This window comes from Falsibacillus pallidus (assembly GCF_003350505.1).
Classification (GTDB): domain Bacteria; phylum Bacillota; class Bacilli; order Bacillales; family DSM-25281; genus Falsibacillus; species Falsibacillus pallidus.
In genome coordinates this window covers 35334-51164 of the sequence record NZ_QQAY01000004.1, presented here as the reverse complement: position 1 = coordinate 51164, position 15831 = coordinate 35334, and the positions used below count along the sequence as shown (strand labels likewise).

Annotated in this window: 19 protein-coding genes; 1 reads left to right on the top strand and 18 read right to left on the bottom strand. The window is 41.2% G+C overall.

Annotated elements, in window-relative coordinates; genetic code table 11:
- Positions 1–7: 7 nt before the first annotated feature.
- Genes mgsA through DFR59_RS09175 form a run of 3 tightly spaced genes read right to left on the bottom strand, consistent with a single transcriptional unit; the run spans position 8 to position 1577 of the window.
- The gene (gene mgsA / locus DFR59_RS09185; protein WP_114745336.1) at positions 8–415 is read right to left on the bottom strand and encodes a methylglyoxal synthase; all 408 of its coding nucleotides are present in this window, start codon (positions 413–415) and stop codon (positions 8–10) included.
- Between the two features lie 10 nt (positions 416–425).
- Positions 426–1223 carry a 4-hydroxy-tetrahydrodipicolinate reductase gene (dapB, locus tag DFR59_RS09180; protein ID WP_114745335.1) on the bottom strand — a complete coding sequence of 266 codons (798 nt, stop codon included), beginning with the start codon at positions 1221–1223 and terminating at the stop codon, positions 426–428.
- Positions 1224–1577: a nucleotide pyrophosphohydrolase gene (locus DFR59_RS09175; RefSeq protein WP_114745334.1), complete on the bottom strand. Its 354-nt coding sequence runs from the start codon at positions 1575–1577 to the stop codon at positions 1224–1226.
- A gap of 197 nt (positions 1578–1774) precedes the next feature.
- Here DFR59_RS09175 and DFR59_RS09170 point away from each other — a divergent pair, with 197 nt between their 5' ends.
- Positions 1775–2647 carry a YitT family protein gene (locus DFR59_RS09170; RefSeq protein WP_114745333.1) on the top strand — a complete coding sequence of 291 codons (873 nt, stop codon included), beginning with the start codon at positions 1775–1777 and terminating at the stop codon, positions 2645–2647.
- Positions 2648–2859: 212 nt separating this feature from the next.
- Here the strand turns inward: DFR59_RS09170 and DFR59_RS09165 are convergent, their stop codons facing one another.
- The 15 genes from DFR59_RS09165 to aroB all read right to left on the bottom strand — a co-directional run bounded on the left by DFR59_RS09165 (position 2860) and on the right by aroB (position 15829).
- Positions 2860–3540, bottom strand: coding sequence for a zinc metallopeptidase (locus DFR59_RS09165; protein WP_114745332.1), 681 nt, complete (start codon positions 3538–3540; stop codon positions 2860–2862).
- Between the two features lie 56 nt (positions 3541–3596).
- Positions 3597–4391 carry a sporulation protein YpjB gene (gene ypjB, locus DFR59_RS09160; protein ID WP_114745331.1) on the bottom strand — a complete coding sequence of 265 codons (795 nt, stop codon included), beginning with the start codon at positions 4389–4391 and terminating at the stop codon, positions 3597–3599.
- Positions 4392–4457: 66 nt separating this feature from the next.
- Complete coding sequence (gene lhaT, locus DFR59_RS09155) at positions 4458–5057, bottom strand: lipoprotein heptaprenylglyceryl N-acetyltransferase LhaT (protein WP_114745330.1); 600 nt, start codon at positions 5055–5057, stop codon at positions 4458–4460.
- Positions 5058–5131: 74 nt separating this feature from the next.
- Entirely contained in the window at positions 5132–5899 is a 768-nt protein-coding gene (locus tag DFR59_RS09150; protein ID WP_114745329.1) for a menaquinol-cytochrome c reductase cytochrome b/c subunit, read from the bottom strand.
- Between the two features lie 54 nt (positions 5900–5953).
- Positions 5954–6628 carry a menaquinol-cytochrome c reductase cytochrome b subunit gene (gene qcrB, locus DFR59_RS09145; protein ID WP_114745328.1) on the bottom strand — a complete coding sequence of 225 codons (675 nt, stop codon included), beginning with the start codon at positions 6626–6628 and terminating at the stop codon, positions 5954–5956.
- Between the two features lie 14 nt (positions 6629–6642).
- Complete coding sequence (locus DFR59_RS09140) at positions 6643–7152, bottom strand: Rieske (2Fe-2S) protein (RefSeq protein ID WP_114745327.1); 510 nt, start codon at positions 7150–7152, stop codon at positions 6643–6645.
- Between the two features lie 147 nt (positions 7153–7299).
- Positions 7300–7770, bottom strand: a complete 471-nt coding sequence (locus tag DFR59_RS09135; protein WP_114745326.1) for a YpiF family protein — start codon at positions 7768–7770, stop codon at positions 7300–7302.
- Positions 7771–7858: 88 nt separating this feature from the next.
- Positions 7859–8401, bottom strand: coding sequence for a ReoY family proteolytic degradation factor (locus DFR59_RS09130; RefSeq protein WP_114745325.1), 543 nt, complete (start codon positions 8399–8401; stop codon positions 7859–7861).
- A gap of 90 nt (positions 8402–8491) precedes the next feature.
- Positions 8492–9754 carry a tetratricopeptide repeat protein gene (locus DFR59_RS09125; protein WP_114745324.1) on the bottom strand — a complete coding sequence of 421 codons (1263 nt, stop codon included), beginning with the start codon at positions 9752–9754 and terminating at the stop codon, positions 8492–8494.
- A 49-nt stretch (positions 9755–9803) separates the two neighbouring features.
- Entirely contained in the window at positions 9804–10691 is an 888-nt protein-coding gene (locus DFR59_RS09120; RefSeq protein WP_114745323.1) for a hypothetical protein, read from the bottom strand.
- Positions 10692–10792: 101 nt separating this feature from the next.
- Entirely contained in the window at positions 10793–12085 is a 1293-nt protein-coding gene (aroA, locus tag DFR59_RS09115; protein ID WP_114745322.1) for a 3-phosphoshikimate 1-carboxyvinyltransferase, read from the bottom strand.
- A 17-nt stretch (positions 12086–12102) separates the two neighbouring features.
- Complete coding sequence (locus tag DFR59_RS09110; RefSeq protein WP_114745321.1) at positions 12103–13197, bottom strand: prephenate dehydrogenase; 1095 nt, start codon at positions 13195–13197, stop codon at positions 12103–12105.
- Between the two features lie 28 nt (positions 13198–13225).
- Positions 13226–14314, bottom strand: a complete 1089-nt coding sequence (hisC, locus tag DFR59_RS09105; RefSeq protein WP_114745320.1) for a histidinol-phosphate transaminase — start codon at positions 14312–14314, stop codon at positions 13226–13228.
- A 24-nt stretch (positions 14315–14338) separates the two neighbouring features.
- On the bottom strand, positions 14339–14710 hold the full coding sequence (gene aroH / locus DFR59_RS09100; protein WP_114745319.1) for a chorismate mutase: 372 nt from the start codon (positions 14708–14710) through the stop codon (positions 14339–14341).
- A gap of 30 nt (positions 14711–14740) precedes the next feature.
- Complete coding sequence (gene aroB / locus DFR59_RS09095; RefSeq protein ID WP_114745318.1) at positions 14741–15829, bottom strand: 3-dehydroquinate synthase; 1089 nt, start codon at positions 15827–15829, stop codon at positions 14741–14743.
- Positions 15830–15831 lie beyond the last annotated feature (2 nt).

Sequence of the window (15831 nt, the reverse complement as noted above, 5' to 3'; positions counted from 1 at the left end):
GATCATTTCACTCCTTCCGATCCTTGATGATCGTTCTCCAATCAAGATCTCCATTGACAAGACCTCTCACTAAAACCTCTGCCGTTCCCATATTTGTCGCCAATGGGACGTCGTACACGTCACATAATCGGATAAGTGCAGAAACATCAGGTTCATGAGGCTGTGCAGTAAGAGGATCACGGAAGAAGATGACAAGATCCATTTCATTTTGGGCAATGAGTGCTCCTATTTGCTGATCGCCTCCAAGGGGACCAGATTGAAACCTGGTAACCTTTAATCCCGTTTCTTTTTGTATTCGAAGTCCGGTCGTCCCCGTTGCAAAAATTTGATGCAAAGCAAAAATATGCTTATATGCAATCACAAATCGGGCCATCTCATCTTTTTTCTTATCATGGGCAATGATCGCAATTTTCATAACTATCTCCTTAGTCAAGAATATTTTCCAATCCATAGACAAGAGTATCGAGTTTCATGACTGTTTCGACACTCACTTTGACACCTGACATGAAAGATTGTCGATTATACGAATCATGCCTGATGGTCAACGTCTGTCCATCCGCCCCGAACAATACTTGCTGATGTGCGATAAGACCAGGCAGCCTGACACTATGGATATGCATTCCATCAAGATCAGCTCCACGTGCACCAGCCATCGTTTCTTTTTCATTCGGATGTCCCTGGGATTTATTTTCGCGATTTTCATTAATCATCTCAGCTGTTTTGACTGCTGTCCCAGACGGTGCATCGAGCTTCTGGTCATGATGCATTTCAATAATTTCTACGTCAGAGAAGTACTTGGCAGCCATTTGTGAAAATTTCATCATCAGAACGGCGCCAATGGCAAAATTGGGGGCGATGATGCAGCCCAATCCTTTTTCTTCTGCCATCTGTTTAAGTTCATCCAGCTGCTCTTTAGTGAATCCAGTTGTCCCAACCACTGGCCTGACACCATTCAATAATGCCGTTTTCGCATGTTTAAATCCCACTTCAGGAGTCGTCAGGTCGATTAAAACATCTGGTTTACTTTCGATGAGGCATTGTTCAATATCTGTAAATACTGTGGCATCTACGTCAGTGAAACCAAGATCGCTTAGGTTCTTCCCCTCATTCTTATGATCCAATGCGCTGACTAATTCAAACGATTCCTCATTTGAAGCAAGGGCGACCGCTTCCTTCCCCATTCTTCCACGTGGTCCTGCAATGGCTACTTTGATTGTTTTCATCTATTTTTCCTCGCTTCCTTCATTCTTCCTTGTCCATCGATCTTTATCTCTCGTGTTAAATTTATGTAGTACACGGTCATGGGCTTCCTGCATGTCGATATCAAGAGAGTTCGCAAGACAAATTAATACGAACAGCAGATCGCCTAATTCCTCTTCGACCGTATTTTCTTTTTCTGTACTTTTCTTGGGCTTTTCACCGTAATAGTGATTTATTTCTCTGGCCAGTTCTCCCAGCTCTTCTGTCAATCTTGCCATCATGGCCAAGGGGCTGAAATACCCTTCCTTGAATTGCCCAATATATTGATCAACTTCTTGCTGAAGCATCTGTATCGTCTTCTCTTGTTTTTCTTCCATCGTACTTGACTCCCTTCAAAAACCCTTGATCCCTGCTGCTTCCGAATTATTATGCATCAATATCTACATGTTAGCTAAATCCTCAGTCTTTTACAAATAATAAATATTATTGGAATGACAAGGCTTTATTGCTTGTTTACATGGCATCTTATATAATAGATGACGCTGTGCGTAGTTTCTTGAACAGGAGGGATATCATGCTCGCTGGCATTAAATTAAAAAACACTTTTTTCATATTGTTGGGTTCAGCTATCTTTGCATTCGGACTTGTACACTTTAACATGCAGAACAATCTCGCAGAAGGCGGCTTTACCGGTATCACATTACTTTTGTACTTCTTATTTAAAATTGACCCTTCAATCTCAAACCTTGTGTTGAATGTTCCTTTATTTTTCATAGGGTGGAAGTTCCTTGGTCGAAATTCCTTCATTTATACTATCATCGGAACAGTCGGAGTCTCTCTTTTCTTATGGATATTCCAGCGCTATCAATTTAACATTCCGCTGGATGGGGATTTGTTTTTAGCAGCACTCTTCGCCGGCGTCTTTATCGGAATAGGAATCGGTATCATATTCCGCTACGGCGGGACAACCGGCGGCGTTGATATCATTGCCCGGCTGGTTCATAAATATAATGGCTGGAGCATGGGAAAAACCATGTTTATGTTTGATGCTATCGTTATTACTTTATCCCTCATCACCTATTTGCATCCTAGAGAAGGGATGTACACTTTAGTAGCTGTTTTTGTAGGGGCAAGGGTAATAGACTTCATTCAGGAAGGCGCCTATTCTGCAAGGGGAGCCATGATCATTTCAGAACACCACGAAAAAATTGCAGACAAAATCATGAAAGAAATGGATCGAGGGGTTACTGTACTTCGAGGACACGGATCATTTACAAAGCAAGATAGAGAAGTACTATATTGTGTTGTAGGGAAGAATGAAATCGTCAGACTCAAAAATATCATAGCCTACTATGATCCACACGCCTTTGTTTCCGTAACATTTGTACACGATGTTTTGGGAGAAGGATTCACATTGGATGAAAACAAAAATCCATTAGAAATATAGAATTTCATAAGAAAAGAGCAAGCGCCTGAATCAGCCCCGACCAGCATAAGACGGAACTCGAAGGAAATCCTGATTTCCGTAGAGGTGCGGCTTATGACTCGAGGGGCTAGGCGCTGGAGCTGGACAGAACTTAACTCTGAATCTTTATACTTATTATGATAAAAAGGACTTGCTTGATTAATTTCAAGCAAGTCCTTTTTTCCATTTTCCAATTAATTATTTCTTTGCATTCCGGTATAGATCAATATCAGCCTCAATAGTTCAATGATGGCTACCGCCGCTGCCGCAACATAGGTCAGGGCAGCTGCATTCAAAACTTTCTTGGCTTGTCTCTCTTCATTATTCCGGATCAGCCCCAATGAAACAACTTGATCCATCGCCCGTGAAGAAGCATTAAATTCCACAGGGAGTGTCACAAGTTGAAAAATGACTCCGGCAGACATCAATATGATACCTAAGAGGAACATACCGCTCAATTGAGTGAATATGCCAATCAACAGCAATATCCATGCAAAATTACTGCCAATATTGGCAACGGGTACAATTGCATGCCGAATTTTCAAGAAGGAGTAATTCTCTTTATCTTGAATGGCATGACCCACTTCATGTGCGGCAATGGCAGCGCCCGCAATGGAATGTCCATGATAATTATTGGAAGAAAGATGCACTGTTTTTGACATCGGGTTATAGTGATCGCTCAACATCCCTCGTGTCTCCAGCACCTTTACATGAAAAAGTCCATTTTGATCCAAAATCCTCCTGGCTACCTCCGCACCAGAATAACCATTTGAAGAGGCAACTTTAGAGTATTTTTGATATGCGCTTTTCACTCTCATCTGAGCCCATAGGGGAACGAGGGCAATCAGTAGGAAATAAATCAATATTCCTCCCATAAAGAACCTCCATTCTAGATGTATTAGGAATATTTTATAGAGAAAGGACACAAACGTCAATCATTCCCCTCTTTTGTCTGTTTTTCTTCATTTTGACCTTTATATTTTCTCCATCCTACATAAGATAATGTAAAAATAATGATTCCACCTGTAGAAAGCATTACCCACCATAGCGATGGATCTGCTTCATCTTTATTCACCAGACTGAATAGATCGTTCAAATCCGTCTGAAGCAAAGCAAGTTCTGTCAATTGATCAGAATTGCTTCTTATGTCACGATATTGATCGATATAAGTGATTTTTGCGTCTATTTTCTGAAGTCTTTCTGGGGAGATATCTACTTTGAGGCTGGGCTGGATAGTTGCGTACTGCGAAAGAAATGTATTCAATTTATAGTGGTAGTCGTCTTGGCTTCCTTTTTCTGCAGCCTCTTTTACACCATTGAATGCCGTCATGATTTTTGATTCCATTTCAGACCACATTGGCTGGTATTGGGAATTCAATGCATCCACAACCAGTCTGAAGGCAGTCATATCCCTCAACCGTTCCGGGGCACTGATATCATCTGACTCAATGGCCTTCAATGCTTGATTATATGAAACTGTTAGCACAGTCATTTCATCCATGGAAAAAGGTCGTTCCTTCATCTCGAAATCAGTCAGCTGTTTTGAAAAATATTTCATCATCTGTTCTGAATCCTGCAGCTTACCAGCTTTTGCGAGCTGTAAACTTTGATCAGCAATTTTATCCAGTTTCGATAATGTATTCGGCGACTCTGCATTGGCAAAGTGTGTGGCTGAAAATAAAATGATGGATGCTGCTATTGAAAATAACAAAAGTTTCATTTTCATACTTGTCCCCCCTCAAACTTCTAATAAAATGTATGAATGGAGGGACAAGGTTATACCTTTAGGTCATTAATTATTTATCAAAGGAAGTGCAAAACGATTCTTTCTCATACCTAAATAATACGTAATTGCAAGGGCAGCTATACTGAGCCAAAATGTAAAGTAGCCGATTTCCCGAACATACAAATACAACGCCCCATATTTTGGATATTGCATAAACACATAGTCTATTACATCATTATGGAGTGTCCATACTGCTGCTATAACTAGATGTCTTAATTTAATCCTATAAAAAGGTGCATATAAAAGACCCTGAAGGGCCATTGCACCATGGGAAATCATTAGCATGTAGCCTGTCCAAGGCAAATCTCCCGTTACTTCATATGTCCAAATATTCATTACAACTGCCCAAATTCCGTATTTAAAAAGTGTGACAATGGCAAGGGACTCCATAATGGGAAAATTTTTATTCATTAAGAACGCAGCCAAGACAAATACAAAGAATAAAGTAGCCGTAGGACTGTCCGGAACAAAAATCAAGAAAATATCAGGCGTTTGTTTCAATTGACCTTCATACCAAATATACCCATATATAGTCCCGAATAAATTAACAATGAATAGCAGCCATAGGAAGCGCTTATCTGCCAATACTAAATAAATCCATTTCATCTTCTACACCCCTAAGTTTAAATCAACAATAATCTGCAAAAAAAAGCTGGCAAAATGCCAGCTTTTAGTTGTTATTATTTGCTCTTTAAGTTAGCAATGAATTCGCTCAATTGTTTAAGCTCTTCATCTGAACCTTTGAAGATTCCAGCTGGCATTCCAGGCGGTTTACCGTTCTTAGCGATTTTTGCAATTTCTTCAGCCTTCAAGCCAGTATCAATCAAGCTTGGGCCTGCTCCACCTTGCAAGTTTTCACCATGACAGTTGATACATCCGTTTTTCTGGAATTGTTTATAGCCGGCGTCATTTTTGTCAATATCGACTTGGGCAACGATTTTCCCTTGCTCTTCCGCTTTCTTCCAGTCGTGATGAGCAACAGCCTGCCAAGTCAAGAATACAGATGCCGCCAAGGCAAGAAGCATGAAGCCTGTTGCCAATGGACGTTGAGTCGGACGGCGCTTTGTGCTTCGATCCAAGAATGGCGCCAATAAAAGTCCGCCAAATGCAAGACCAGGGATAACGAATCCTCCGATTACATTGTATGGACCTGAAGCATAAGAATACTTCAATAATTGGTATAAGAATAAGAAATACCAGTCAGGCAATGGAATATATCCTGTATCAGTTGGATCAGCAATACGTTCCAGCGGCGATGGATGCGCTACTGTCAAACATAAGTAGCCGATTAAGAATACTGCACCGACAAGCCATTCCTTAAGCAAAAAGTTTGGCCAGAAAGCTTCAGTCTTCCCAGGATACTCAGAATAGTCCTTAGGAATATTAGGCTTGCGAACTGCAGGGACACGTGAGTCACCTACAAATTTCATCCCTTTTCCACGATGCATGATGTCCCCTCCTTCAATAATAAATGATTTCGAATGATCCGCTGATTTTTCGGTTTACAGTGGACCTGAAATACCTTGTTTGCGGATCATCAAGAAGTGGGCTCCCATTAATCCTAGCAGCGCTGCAGGCAGGAAGAACACGTGGATAGCGAAGAAACGAGTCAATGTCTGAGCTCCGACGATATCCGAATGACCAGCAAGCAATATCTTGACTGCCTTACCGATTAACGGTGTGGATTCTGCGATTTGCAAACCTACTTTTGTCGCAAATAGCGCTTTCATATCCCAAGGCAATAAATAGCCAGTGAATCCTAATCCCAACATAACGAAGAAAATCAGAACTCCGACGATCCAGTTAAGTTCACGAGGTTTCTTATAAGCGCCTTGGAAGAATACACGTAATGTATGTAAGAAAATCATAACAATTACAAGGCTGGCACCCCAGTGATGCATACCACGGACAATTTGTCCAAAAGCAACTTCATTTTGAAGATAATAAACCGATTCCCAAGCGTTTTTAATATCTGGAACGTAGTACATTGTCAAGAACATACCAGATAAAATCTGAATTACTGTTACGAAGAATGTTAAACCACCGAAGCAGTATACGAACGCAGAAAAATGATGCGCAGGGTTTACGTGTTCCGGTACTTCGTGGTCAGCAATGTCCCGCCACAAAGGCGTAATGTCTAAACGCTCATCAACCCAATCATAAATTTTGTTCAGCACGAATTACGCCTCCTTTACTTCACGATCTTATTTGGTTCAGGTTTTCCTAGATACAAGAAGCCGTCTTTGACCTTTGTTGGATATGTATCCAATGGTGCAGTCGGCGGTGTACCCGGAATATTCTTACCTGTTTTCTCGTAACGTCCACCGTGGCACGGGCAGTAGAACTGATTTGGAAAATCTTTATTGCCATTCCAGCTGACTGTACACCCTAAATGCTTACAAACCGGCGACAACGCAACAATTTTCCCATCCTTGTCCTTATAAACCCAAGCTGTATGAGTTACATCAGATGTGTACCATGCATCTTTTTGTTCAAACTTGAAGTCAACACGAGTAGGTTCACTGGTCAATTCACTTACTTTTTCTTTCGTCGCATGGAAATCTCCGCCTGCTTCAGCTTCCAAAACAGGATCGATTGCAAAACGAATCATCGGCATTAACATTCCCGCAGCCATGAAACCGCCTACACCAGTGAGCGTATAGTTAAGGAATTGACGTCTTGAAACACGATGCTTGCTCATCCTTTTCCCCCCTCTATCAGTAAGGTAAGTCCAACAGACATTTTTCGCACAAATATAAAACTAGGACATAATTATGATATATCAATCTTCAGGGAAGGTCAATATACTAGTATTTATATATTGGTAATGATGTGACAATTTCCCGAATTAACCCATGTCTTGCCATTTTTGTACGATAACTTTCAAAAGTTGATTGACCTGGTCTTCCATGATTGAATGTTTATACGGCTCGTCCATGTGCTCCAGGGGCACTGAGGGCAGCCATACAACAGCCCCGTTAAGGTCTTTTTCATGAGTGTTCCATGCTGGATCAGATGTAAGATGAAACACATAAGTGAAACCGTTTTCTTTTAAACTTTCTTCTAAATCAATCAGATCCCCCAATCTTCCTTTTGGATTTCCTTTCTCATCCCTAAGATAAGAAAATGCAGGCATGAACATCATCCTGCCCTTGAATTGACGCTCCAGATGAAGAGACAGCAATTCAATGAATTCTCCCTGATTGGCCGCTTGCTTCATATCATCCCCAAAAGAGATGGGAATTAACGGGACAACGGCCGTATCCACAAATTTTTTTTCTTTCAAATACACTTCTACATCTTTGGCATTCCAATTCATTGAAAACACTCCTATTATTAATCTCTACAAATTAGAATACCATAATACAAAAAAAGGACAATAAAATTCCCCTTGCAACAGCAAGGGGCTACTCTATAAGTTTCTTTAATTGTTCACTCAGCCTTTTGAATGAATCCTGATCATGTCTATCAAGGGCTTCATCAATTTGTATTAGAAGTTTTTCCTTTTGGAAGCTTAGAAGGCTCTCATGAAGGAATGCCTCAGCCTCTTCTTTATCTTTTTCGCTTATCCTGACAGGATTAGGGATAAATGGATTTTCCTCCAATACTGCAACATACTGGTGAGAAGCCTGCGACGACCGGAAATTCAATTGAATGAATATCTCTTCCTCCCGATTCAGGCGGATGTCATGGAATGATTTTTCCGCATCTGTGGTCATGATATTTTCTTTGTAAAATCGGAATGGAGCATCTTCCACGCAATGAGTGGACATGATCAATCCCTTTGGGCAGTACTGTGCATCTTGAACAAAATGCACCTTCTCCATGAGAGAATCATGGCTCATCAAATAATTCAATATCCAAACACATTCTCTTCTCTTTAATTGATAATGATTTAAGAACCACCGGATAAAGTCTTTCTTCTCGTTGACAGAAACAGGGGTTGCCATGGTATTCCCTCCTCTGCTATATGAATCAAGCATTTTTAAATTGATGTTTGAATGGGTCAGGAAACAGATTTGATTCTGTTTGCATTCCAATCAAAGTTCTTCCAGCCTCTCCAACAATGAAATGTACTCCTCATTTGCGGGATCATGTGACAAAAGAGATTTGAAAATTTGTGCTGCTTCACCCGACTGTCCTTCTTCAATCAGGAAGTACCCGAACTCTTCAAGGAAATCGCTGTTGGTTTTAAAGTCATTATATGCTGAGCGGTAATATTTTAATGCATCCGAATATCTTTCAAGCTTAGCATTGGAAGTCGCAGCATCCCAAATGAACTGCGGATCTGCTTCCCCATCCTTCTCCATCATTTCAATGATCTCAAGGACATCTTCATATCTTTCCTGTTTCAAAAGCAATTTATTAAGGGTAAGAGCTGCTTCAAGGAAGTCGGGATCAAGTACAAGCGCTCCTCTTAGCATTTCTTCAGCCTTTTCTTCATCACCCAATTTTAATGAGATTTTACCGCCATAGAAGAATAGGTCTTTATTGAATTCGTCATGTTTAATCCCCTCAAATACCGCGTTCAGGCTTTCTTCCAGCTCTTCCTCATGTTCATATGCTTTTGCCAGATATAAATACAGGGAATGATAATCAGGGTCAAGCTCTTTCAATTCTGTAAATTTATCAATCGATTTTTTATAGAACCCAGCTTGATAGGCTGTAAAGGCAAAACCGAATAAAGTATTAGGTTCAACCTGGCTATCCATTGATTTTTCATAATGCTCCATTGCTTGCTCAAATGCCCCGCCTCCGCTGAGCACCTCTGCCATCCGCTGATGGATGTTCGCCCCGGCAAGCGTTTCAACATTCTCTTTCAAAAGCGACAAGTACATGTCAGCAGCTTCAGAAAACCTTCCCTGCTCGCTGTAAAGTTCCCCGAGGGCAAAATTGATGACGTTTTCTTCAGGAAGAATAGCTTTTGCTCTGAGCAGCTTTTGTTCACTTACTTCAAAAAGTCCCTGCATCTGATAAAGGTCTGCCGCAAGTAAAAGCGCCCTTGGATAATTCGGATCATCCGTCTCAATTTTTTCTAAGTAATGAAGCGCCTCTTCTTCCTTGTCCATTTCCACAAGGCACTCGGCAATCATTACTTTAAGTTCACCCTCTTCAGGGTATTGAGAGAGGAGCGATTCAAACAGCTCCTTTGACTCTTCCATGAAGCCCAGTTGAAAAAGTTCTTCACCAAGAAAGAATTTTTCTTCATCTGTTCCTTTTTTGAGAGTCATATTAAACGTTTTCTTTGCTTCTGTTAAGTTGCCTTCATCTAAATGTTGTAGCATATCTTGTGCGTACTGCATAATTCATCCCTTTCTCATCACACGTTTGAACTATCTTATAAATAATGGTTTAAACAAAAAAACCTGGTCTATTGATTTTGACTTCCCTCCCCATGCCGGGAAAGAAGGACACATCATCATTCACATATACTAATTGGTCTCTGTAAACAGTTACAGAAGGTCTAAGAATATCATAATAGATGCTGTCCGGTCTATCAATTAGACTGCTTTTAGGAAATAAGTTATAACTTACTTCTCCCCCAATAGCTAATATTCCTCTTTTAGGATAAATGCCAATTTTTTTCAATGTCGATGGGAGAATCGGTGTTTTTTCCATCATTTCTTGCGGAATATGTGGGATCTTTTCGTTTTTTAAGATAATTTGCCAGTTTTTGATTATCGACTGCTGTTCTTTTTTCGCGAGTCCCGTCGATAAAAAAGGTACAAGTACAGGGTTGTAAGGAAACATGGCATCTTTGATCCAACCCCATGGAAGGCTTTTTATCTCTTGTACATTTGATATCTCAACGAGTATCAATGGAATCTTATAGCGGCTGCATTTTCTCATTAAGGAAGGGCTCAAGTTCCTTATGGGTACTTTAATGGCCATGCAATAATCAATTGGACAACTAAGCAAAGACATTCTATGTCGTTTGAGGGAAGTGTCCAGATCCCTTTCATGTGTAATTTCGCAGGGAGATAATATGGTTGTACACCCCTTCGAAAGGAAATGATCAATCATATACTGTTTGAAGGCAAAAAAATCGGTGGCTGGAAGCGAAAAATCAAGCATGGTGAATGTAGGGGCAAGGATAAATGAAGAAACATCCATCCTCAATGCGTTTTCAAAATTAAAGGCTTCTCTTATTGCTGCAATCTTGTTCTCTTTTATCAACACGGAAGCATCTTTAAGCTCCCCCTTCTGCAGGAGAGTGGCATTAGAAATGACATATGTCATGTTTTCACCTTCTTCCTTTCTTAAGACAAGCTATGAAAGCGAAGGCAAAAACATGACATATCGTTTTATAATTCGGGCTGTTTTCGTGAAAAGAGCCTGAATTAATCAGTCAATTCATTCATATGTTCAAAAAACTGAGGATACGAGACTCGAATCGCTTCTTTTCCCTTCAATTCCATATTTCCTTGGCAAATCAAAGAGGCAATGGCAAGCATCATACCGATTCTGTGGTCTCCATGGCTGTCCACTTCAGCTCCCTTAAGGCCGCATTTCCCCCGTATGATCATCCCATCGGGAGTGGCTTCAATATCTGCACCCATCTTTTTTAATTCATTAACGACTGAATCAATACGGTTTGTTTCTTTCACTTTTAATTCTTCAGCATCTCTGATGATGGTTGTACCCTCTGCTTGAGTGGCCAGTAAAGCAATAACCGGTATTTCATCGATTAATCGCGGGATAAGTTCCCCTTCTATGACTGTACCCTTCAAGTCGGAAGCCCTAATTGTAATGGCTCCAATGGGCTCGGTACCTTCATCAGCCGTATCATATTCAATATCGAAATCGGCACCCATCATTTCCAGTACATCTACAATTCCTGTACGAGTCGGGTTCAGTCCAACATGTTCCAGCTTAATGGAACTGTTTTTTGTAATAGCTGCACCAACCAGGAAGAATGCAGCGGAAGAAATATCGCCCGGAACTGTAATATGAGTTCCTTTCAAGGTTTGGCAGCCTTGGATGGAGATGATATTTTCATTCGTCTCTACATTTCCTCCAAATAATCTGATCATCCTCTCAGTATGATCTCGTGTGACAGCTGGTTCACGCACCACTGTCTTTCCTTCAGATTGAAGAGCAGCCAGTAAAATGGCAGATTTCACCTGAGCGCTTCCTACAGGGAGTGCATAATCAATCGCCTGCAACGCTCCCCCGCGGATGGAAATGGGTGTAAAATCACCTTCTGCTCTTCCATCAATCTTAGCTCCCATTGAAATGAGAGGTTTTGTCACCCTGCTCATGGGTCTGCGTGCAATAGATTCATCCCCTATGATGACGGAGTGGAAAGGCATCGAAGCAAGGATCCCCATCATCAATCTGGTAGTAGTGCCTGAGTTTCCTACATCTAATATCTCCGTTGGTTCTTGAAGTCCCTCAAATCCTTTTCCGTTCACTTCAATTCTTTGTTCACCGACTTCGATATCCACACCAAGTTTGCGGAAGCAATCAATGGTACTGATGCAGTCTTCTCCGAATAAAAAATTCTCTATGACGGTCTTCCCGTGGGAAATAGCCCCGAACATGATGGACCTGTGTGAGATGGATTTATCCCCGGGAACCCGGATCGTTCCATTCAAGGAGCCTCCGGAATTGAATAACGTTTCATTTCCCATTATCCTTTCCTCCTATTCTATGGAATAAATACATCGTAATCCGTTTGTTTTTGAAGGCAATTTATTGCCTTCTCCCTGTCTTCTTCCGTTTGGAAACTGATGACGAGCACTCCGTATATGTCCGCGCGGGTTTCTATTATCCGAATATTGGTGATACTGATCCGATCCTCTGCTAAAAATCCCGTTACCTCTGAAATCACCCCTGGATAATCCGGTACATCAACGTAGAGGTCATAATAAGAAGGGATAGCACCTTTTGCTTTCATCGGAAGCTGGTCCCTGTAAGCCTTCGCACTTTGGAAAAAGTCCAGTATATCATCCTCATCATTATTTTTAAGCATCATAATAATGCGGTCCATATCAGACTTCCAAGTTTCCAGCATATTGATTAAATTCTGATCATTATGTAGTGTGATATCTTTCCACATTTCAGGGCTTGAAGAAGCGATTCTAGTAATGTCCCTGAACCCTCCAGCGGCAAGCCTTGATATCAAAGGGAGTGATGCTGAATGTCTATCTGCCTGTTTCACCAGGGAAGCAGCTATCAAATGTGGAAAATGACTGATGATTCCCGTCATCTTATCATGTTCTTCAGAAGAAACCTCAACAAATTGAGCTCTCGTCCCTCTAAGCCAATTTTTAAGCGAATCGATTTTTGCTTTATCTTCAAACGGAGTCAATAAATAAAAAGCATTTTCAAATAGAATATCTTTCGCAGCAGCGACCCCGCTTTTATGCGATCCTGCCATGGGGTGGCCGCCGATGAAGGAGCCTTCCATATTCATCTTTTTGGCATGATGCATGATTTGTTCCTTTGTACTTCCAGTATCAGTGATAATCACATCTTTTTTTAGTGACAGTGATTTAAGGAAAGAAAGCAGCTTGATCGTCTGACTGACAGGAGCAGCCAGAATAATCAAGTCTGCCAGAGGAGCTGCTTTTGCTAAGTCTTCACAAATATGATCAACCACCTGAAGTGCCTTAGCAAGTTGAGCTTGTTCCTTATTTGTATCAATCCCGTAAATGACAGCTTCAGGATGCTCTCTTTTCAAACACAAAGCAAGGGAGCCTCCAATAAGGCCAAGTCCCGCAATGATGATATTCCCTTTCATGATTCTCCCCTGCCTTTACGTAATAAGGTCAATTTGATGCTAAAAGTTTCTTCATAGCCTCAATGACACCTATATTCTGTTCTTCAGAACCGACTGTCACCCTGACACTGGTCGGAAATCCGAGCGCCTTTCCTGATCTAACTATATATCCTTCCGCTAATAAACCATGGAATACTTCATCCCCATCACGATTAAAATCAATTAAAACGAAGTTCCCCTGGGATGGAAAATAGTTTAAGCCTGCCTCATCACAAAATGAATAAAATTGTTCCAGTCCTTTACGGTTATGTCGCTTGCAATTCTCGACGAACTCTTGATCTTGGAGCGCTGCAGCAGCTGCAGCCTGGCCAAGTACATTCGTATTGAATGGCTCACGGAGTGGTTCTAAGGCTTGAATAATATTTTCGTTTCCTACACCATACCCCACCCTGAAACTGGCAAGTCCATAAACTTTTGAAAAGGTTCTTAATACAATGAGGTTTGAAAACTCCTTAACCAATGACAAAGCATCGTAGTAGTCTTCAGAAACTACATATTCATAATAGGCTTCGTCCAGTACAACGAGTACATCTGCAGGGATTTGGGACAAAAAGCGATGCAGGGATGATTGATTGATATAGCAGCCTGTCGGATTGTTCGGGCTGCAGACCCACACAACGGAAGTATTTTCATCAATAGCATTAAGCATCCCTTCCAGGTCATGTTCCCCATTAATAAGAGCAATCTCCCGTACCTCAGCTCCTTCAATGATGGCATTATGTCTGTATTGCGGAAATGAAGGAGAAGGCATCACCGTATTGACGCCAGGCTTCAATAATCCTCTGGAGATGATCTGTATGACTTCATCTGATCCATTCCCGAATATCAATTGCTTTTCCGAGACATCGAGATGATCAGCCACAGTCTGCCTCAACGAAGCTGCATATCCGTCCGGATAAATGGCCCTTACTGGCTTATACTCCATGAGCATCTGCTCGACAACAGGCGAACAGCCGAATGGATTCTCATTTGATGCTAATTTTGTGATTTTCTCAAGTCCATATTTTTTCTTTACTTCATCAATTGATTTCCCAGGCTGATAAGCTTTCAAATTAAGAATTTCCGTTTTCCACTTCATTATTCCATCCCCCTGCCAGTCTCTTTAATTTTCCGCTTTGGGCAAATCGGGCCGCAGGATTTGTGCTCCATTTAAATAAACATGAATGATATCCGATTGCTTCTTAGCTGTATTTAAATGAAGCATAATCCTGATGCATTTTTTAAGGCTTCCTTCCACCTCTAGTTCTTGTACGCACATGACGGGTACGTAGCGCCAATCCTCCGACTCGCGAATCGCCTTTGCCGGGAAAGCAGCAGTTAAATCTCTTGTGGAGGAAATAAAGGCTGATGCTACCATTTCTGCTTTTATATCATTTGCCTCTATCATTTTCAGCAAGAGATGTCTTGTACATTCAAGTATATGCTCTTCTTCATTTTTTTCAACTGTGGTGGCTCCCCGTACCCCTCTAATCATCTATACCTCTCCTTTCGCAATGACCTTCATTCAACCCTCAAATAATGTATGGTATGCTTCTGCTAATTCAGCCTTTTCCATTTTTCTTTGCACCGGTAAACCTACTTCCTTCAGCAATACAAAATTCGGGCTCATGTTTAATGATTTTTTATCTCTAGCCATCCATTCCCATAAGCGTTCAAAAGTGACTTTTTCATCTATTTCTATTGAATATCCAAGGGATTGGATCCAACGAAGGAATGATGCAATCGGAAAAGAAAGAGATGAGTACTTCATACTAAGTTTTAAAGCATAAATCATCCCGATCATAACAGCTTCTCCATGGGTAATATTTCCATATCCGCATTCCGCTTCAATGGCATGCCCGAGAGTATGGCCAAAATTCAAAAAGGCTCTCTCCCCTTTCTCCTTTTCATCCTTTTTTACAATAAAGGCTTTAATTTCAATCCCTCTTTTTAAAATCGAGGTTAGCTGTGCTGGCTTTTCAAGGAGATCTTCGATGGCATGAATTTCACTCATCATCATTTCCAATAGGATTGGATCTGCAATCAAAGCATGTTTGATCGCTTCTGCAAAACCGGATTTCAATTCTCTCACCGGGAGCGAATGAAACCATTCCGTGTCGTAAAGGACAAATTCCGGATGATAGAACGCCCCTATCATATTTTTTCCTAAGGGATGATTGACTGCGACCTTCCCTCCTACAGCACTATCATGGGCAAGTATGGTAGTCGGGACTTGAATGAAACGGATTCCCCTCATATAAGTAGCTGCAGTGAATCCTGCTAAATCCCCTACTGCTCCCCCTCCAAATGCGATAATGACAGACTTGCGGTCAAGTCCATTTTCAAGGGCTTTTGTCAGGCACCCTTCATAAATCGAAAGGTTCTTGCAATGCTCACCTGAGGGAACAATGTGAGTAATGACTTGGGGTGCTTCCACCAGCAATTCTTCCATTATCCCCATATATTGTTCAGCAACATTTCCATCTGTTATGAGCATGATTTTTGTTGCATCCGGAATGTCCGTTTGAAACAACTGCCAGAGATTTTCACGTATCCCTTCTCCAATATAGACAGGATACTTTTTACTGCCGGCAGTAATAATCACTTCTTCCATGA

Excerpts from the sequence above, each read along its gene's own strand:
- DFR59_RS09110 (WP_114745321.1), bottom strand. The coding sequence starts at position 13,197 with ATGAAAGGGAATATCATCATTGCGGGACTTGGCCTTATTGGAGGCTCC.
- lhaT (WP_114745330.1), bottom strand. The coding sequence starts at position 5,057 with ATGAAATGGATTTATTTAGTATTGGCAGATAAGCGCTTCCTATGGCTG.
- DFR59_RS09140 (WP_114745327.1), bottom strand. The coding sequence starts at position 7,152 with ATGAGCAAGCATCGTGTTTCAAGACGTCAATTCCTTAACTATACGCTC.
- DFR59_RS09120 (WP_114745323.1), bottom strand. The coding sequence starts at position 10,691 with ATGACATATGTCATTTCTAATGCCACTCTCCTGCAGAAGGGGGAGCTT.
- aroB (WP_114745318.1), bottom strand. The coding sequence starts at position 15,829 with ATGGAAGAAGTGATTATTACTGCCGGCAGTAAAAAGTATCCTGTCTAT.
- mgsA (WP_114745336.1), bottom strand. The coding sequence starts at position 415 with ATGAAAATTGCGATCATTGCCCATGATAAGAAAAAAGATGAGATGGCC.
- aroA (WP_114745322.1), bottom strand. The coding sequence starts at position 12,085 with ATGGGAAATGAAACGTTATTCAATTCCGGAGGCTCCTTGAATGGAACG.
- DFR59_RS09165 (WP_114745332.1), bottom strand. The coding sequence starts at position 3,540 with ATGGGAGGAATATTGATTTATTTCCTACTGATTGCCCTCGTTCCCCTA.
- DFR59_RS09175 (WP_114745334.1), bottom strand. The coding sequence starts at position 1,577 with ATGGAAGAAAAACAAGAGAAGACGATACAGATGCTTCAGCAAGAAGTT.
- dapB (WP_114745335.1), bottom strand. The coding sequence starts at position 1,223 with ATGAAAACAATCAAAGTAGCCATTGCAGGACCACGTGGAAGAATGGGG.
- DFR59_RS09135 (WP_114745326.1), bottom strand. The coding sequence starts at position 7,770 with ATGAATTGGAATGCCAAAGATGTAGAAGTGTATTTGAAAGAAAAAAAA.
- DFR59_RS09125 (WP_114745324.1), bottom strand. The coding sequence starts at position 9,754 with ATGCAGTACGCACAAGATATGCTACAACATTTAGATGAAGGCAACTTA.
- DFR59_RS09150 (WP_114745329.1), bottom strand. The coding sequence starts at position 5,899 with ATGCATCGTGGAAAAGGGATGAAATTTGTAGGTGACTCACGTGTCCCT.
- aroH (WP_114745319.1), bottom strand. The coding sequence starts at position 14,710 with ATGATTAGAGGGGTACGGGGAGCCACCACAGTTGAAAAAAATGAAGAA.
- ypjB (WP_114745331.1), bottom strand. The coding sequence starts at position 4,391 with ATGAAAATGAAACTTTTGTTATTTTCAATAGCAGCATCCATCATTTTA.
- DFR59_RS09130 (WP_114745325.1), bottom strand. The coding sequence starts at position 8,401 with ATGGCAACCCCTGTTTCTGTCAACGAGAAGAAAGACTTTATCCGGTGG.
- hisC (WP_114745320.1), bottom strand. The coding sequence starts at position 14,314 with ATGAAGTGGAAAACGGAAATTCTTAATTTGAAAGCTTATCAGCCTGGG.
- DFR59_RS09170 (WP_114745333.1), top strand. The coding sequence starts at position 1,775 with ATGCTCGCTGGCATTAAATTAAAAAACACTTTTTTCATATTGTTGGGT.